The organism is Enterobacter sp. K16B (genome assembly GCF_020216105.1).
Taxonomy (GTDB): Bacteria; Pseudomonadota; Gammaproteobacteria; order Enterobacterales; family Enterobacteriaceae; genus Enterobacter; species Enterobacter sichuanensis.
In genome coordinates, this window is the sequence record NZ_JAIWJZ010000193.1 from 1 (window position 1) to 2,585 (window position 2,585).

A 2,585-nucleotide genomic window follows, 5' to 3' on the forward strand; every position below is an offset into this window, starting at 1 on the left:
GCGTCCCGTCGCTTTTACCGCCGCCACGAATTCCGGGTTATCCCAGGCGTTGATCTCACCTTTGCGGGCAACATACTGCGCATGTGGCGCGTTGGCGTGAATCTCCGGGATCAGCGGTCCGTTCGGCCCTTGGGGGACAGACGCTGTGGTAATCACCGGGATCTTTGCCAGGGTAGCGATTTTTGCCAGCGCTGCCGCACGGGCACGCAGCTCCGGCATTGGCATATCCCCGACGGTCTGGAACAGACCACTCTGGTGGTCAATAAGCAACATCACCGCATCGTTAACATCAATGACCGGACGAGCGCCATTAAAATTGGCAGGTGTAGACATGTTCTTCTCCTTTATTACGATCGGATCTGGCCGAAGCGGCCGGAATTGAAATCACGAATGGCTTCGTTGATTTCGGTTTTACTGTTCATCACAAACGGGCCATAGCCCACGATAGGTTCATTCAGTGGCTCACCCGCCATCAGCAGCACTTTGGCATCGCTGCTGGCTTCCAGATGCAGCTTGTCGCCTTCCTGACTCAACACGACCAGCTGGGCTTCACCCGCCTGAGCGGTACCGTTCACCGAAATACTGCCTTCAAGTACGACCAGCGCTGTGCTCCAGCCTTCCGGCTGAGTGAACGTGACGTGACTGCCCTGATTCAGGGTGATGTCCCAGACGTTCAGTGGCGAAAAGGTGTGCGCCGGGCCGGTCACGTCGTTGTAATGACCGGCAATAACCCGCAGCGAGCCGCTGTTTTCAGGCAGCGTCACCACCGGAATATCGGCGTTGGTGATGCTCTGATAGCCTGGCGCGGCCATTTTGTCTTTCGCCGGCAGGTTGACCCAAAGCTGCATCATTTTCAGTTCCCCGCCTTTCTGCGCGAATGCGCTGGAGTGGAACTCCTCGTGCAGAATGCCTGCGCCTGCAGTCATCCACTGCACGTCGCCGGGGCCAATAACGCCGCCTTTCCCGGTGGAGTCGCGGTGCTCTACTTCGCCGGAATAGACGATGGTGACCGTTTCAAAACCCCGGTGTGGGTGCTGGCCGACGCCGCGCTTTGCGCCATCTGCCGGGAAGGTGTACGGGCCCGCGTAATCCAGCAGCAGAAACGGGCTGAGGGGCTCGCCGTGCGTCTGATAAGAGAACATTGAACGGACCGGGAAACCGTCGCCAACCCAGTGCTGACGAGGAGCGGTATAAACGCCAGTTACGTTTTTCATGATTTACTCCTGATGTTCTGTTGATGTAATTAGCTTATATTCAGCGTTAATATCCCGGTAGATAGTGAAAATGGCATTCACTGTTCTGAAATTGGAACGATGAGGATTTATGCAGGATCTCAATGACTTCGTCTGGTTTGTGAAAGTAGTCGACTACGGTGGCTTTGCGGCGGCGGGACGGGCGCTCGACCTGCCCAAGTCCAGGCTAAGCCGCCGGATAGCGCAGCTTGAAGAGCGGCTGGGCGTGCGGCTTATCCATCGCACAACCCGGCAGTTTACGGTGACCGAGGTCGGACAGACCTTCTATCAGCACTGTAAAGCGATGATGGTGGAGGCGGAGGCTGCGGAGGAAGCCGTGGCGGCGCTGCAGGCAGAACCGCGCGGTATCGTCAGGCTTACCTGTCCCGTCACCTTATTGCATGTGCATGTTGGCCCAATGCTGGCAAGATTTATGGCGCGCTATCCGGGGATCAACCTCCAGCTGGAAGCGACAAATCGGCGGGTCGATCTGGTGGGAGAGGGAATTGATGTGGCGATCCGCGTGCGTCCACGGCCGTTTGATGACAGCGATCTGGTGTTAAGGGTGCTGGCCGACAGGGGACATTGCCTGGTGGCAAGCCCGGCGCTGATTGCACGGCTGGGGAAACCGTCTATGCCGTCTGAACTCAGCGCCTGGCCTGGTTTAAGTATGGGTGAGGGTAAACACATCCATAAATGGACACTCTCCGGACCCGACGGGGCGAAAGCGGAGGTCCATTATCATCCCCGGTTGATCACCACGGACATGCTCGCGCTCCGTGAAGCCGCGATGGCAGGCATTGGCGTGGTGCAGTTGCCGATTTTGATGGTGAAGGATCAACTGGCGTCCGGGGAGCTGGTTCGGGTACTTGAGGCATGGGAACCGCGACGGGAAGTGATTCATGCTGTTTATCCTTCCAGACGCGGGTTGCTGCCGTCTGTCAGGGCGCTGGTGGATTTTCTTACCGAAGAGTATGCGAAGATGGCGGAAGACTAGCTTATTGTAGGTCGGGTAAGCGTAGCGCCACCCGACAAAAAGCGCGCAGGGAATTTCAAGGTTCGAATCCCCCCAGAGCGTGCAACATGCAAAAAAAAAGCCCGCATTTTCATGCGAGCTCTTCTTTAAATATGGCGGTGAGGGGGGGATTGACTCGCTGCGCTCGCCCTGCGGGCAGCCTGTTCGCTTCGCTCCCAGTCTGTCCAACTGGCTGTCGCCAGTTGCCGAACCCCGGTCGGGGATTCTCATCCCCCTTTCGGAGAATATAAAAGAAAAAAGCCCGTACTTTCGTACGAGCTCTTATCTCGAATATGGCGGTGAGGGGGGGATTCGAACCCCCGATACGTTGCCGTATA

At 57.2% G+C, this 2,585-nt stretch carries 3 protein-coding genes; 1 reads left to right on the forward strand and 2 read right to left on the reverse strand.

Annotation, left to right across the window (positions count from 1 at the left end; all coding sequences use genetic code 11):
- Together LDK53_RS22595 and LDK53_RS22600 are read right to left on the reverse strand one after the other, a co-directional pair.
- A partial coding sequence (locus LDK53_RS22595; protein WP_225288133.1) for an isochorismatase family protein occupies positions 1-333 on the reverse strand: 333 nt, incomplete at its 3' end.
- Positions 334-347: 14 nt separating this feature from the next.
- The gene (locus tag LDK53_RS22600) at positions 348-1,214 is read right to left on the reverse strand and encodes a pirin family protein (RefSeq protein ID WP_128340202.1); all 867 of its coding nucleotides are present in this window, start codon (positions 1,212-1,214) and stop codon (positions 348-350) included.
- Between the two features lie 109 nt (positions 1,215-1,323).
- Here LDK53_RS22600 and LDK53_RS22605 point away from each other — a divergent pair, with 109 nt between their 5' ends.
- A complete protein-coding gene (locus LDK53_RS22605; RefSeq protein ID WP_047958249.1) occupies positions 1,324-2,229 on the forward strand; it encodes a LysR family transcriptional regulator in 906 nt (301 codons plus the stop codon).
- The last annotated feature ends 356 nt before the right edge of the window (positions 2,230-2,585 follow it).

Excerpts from the sequence above, each read along its gene's own strand:
- LDK53_RS22605 (WP_047958249.1), top strand. The coding sequence starts at position 1,324 with ATGCAGGATCTCAATGACTTCGTCTGGTTTGTGAAAGTAGTCGACTAC.
- LDK53_RS22600 (WP_128340202.1), bottom strand. The coding sequence starts at position 1,214 with ATGAAAAACGTAACTGGCGTTTATACCGCTCCTCGTCAGCACTGGGTT.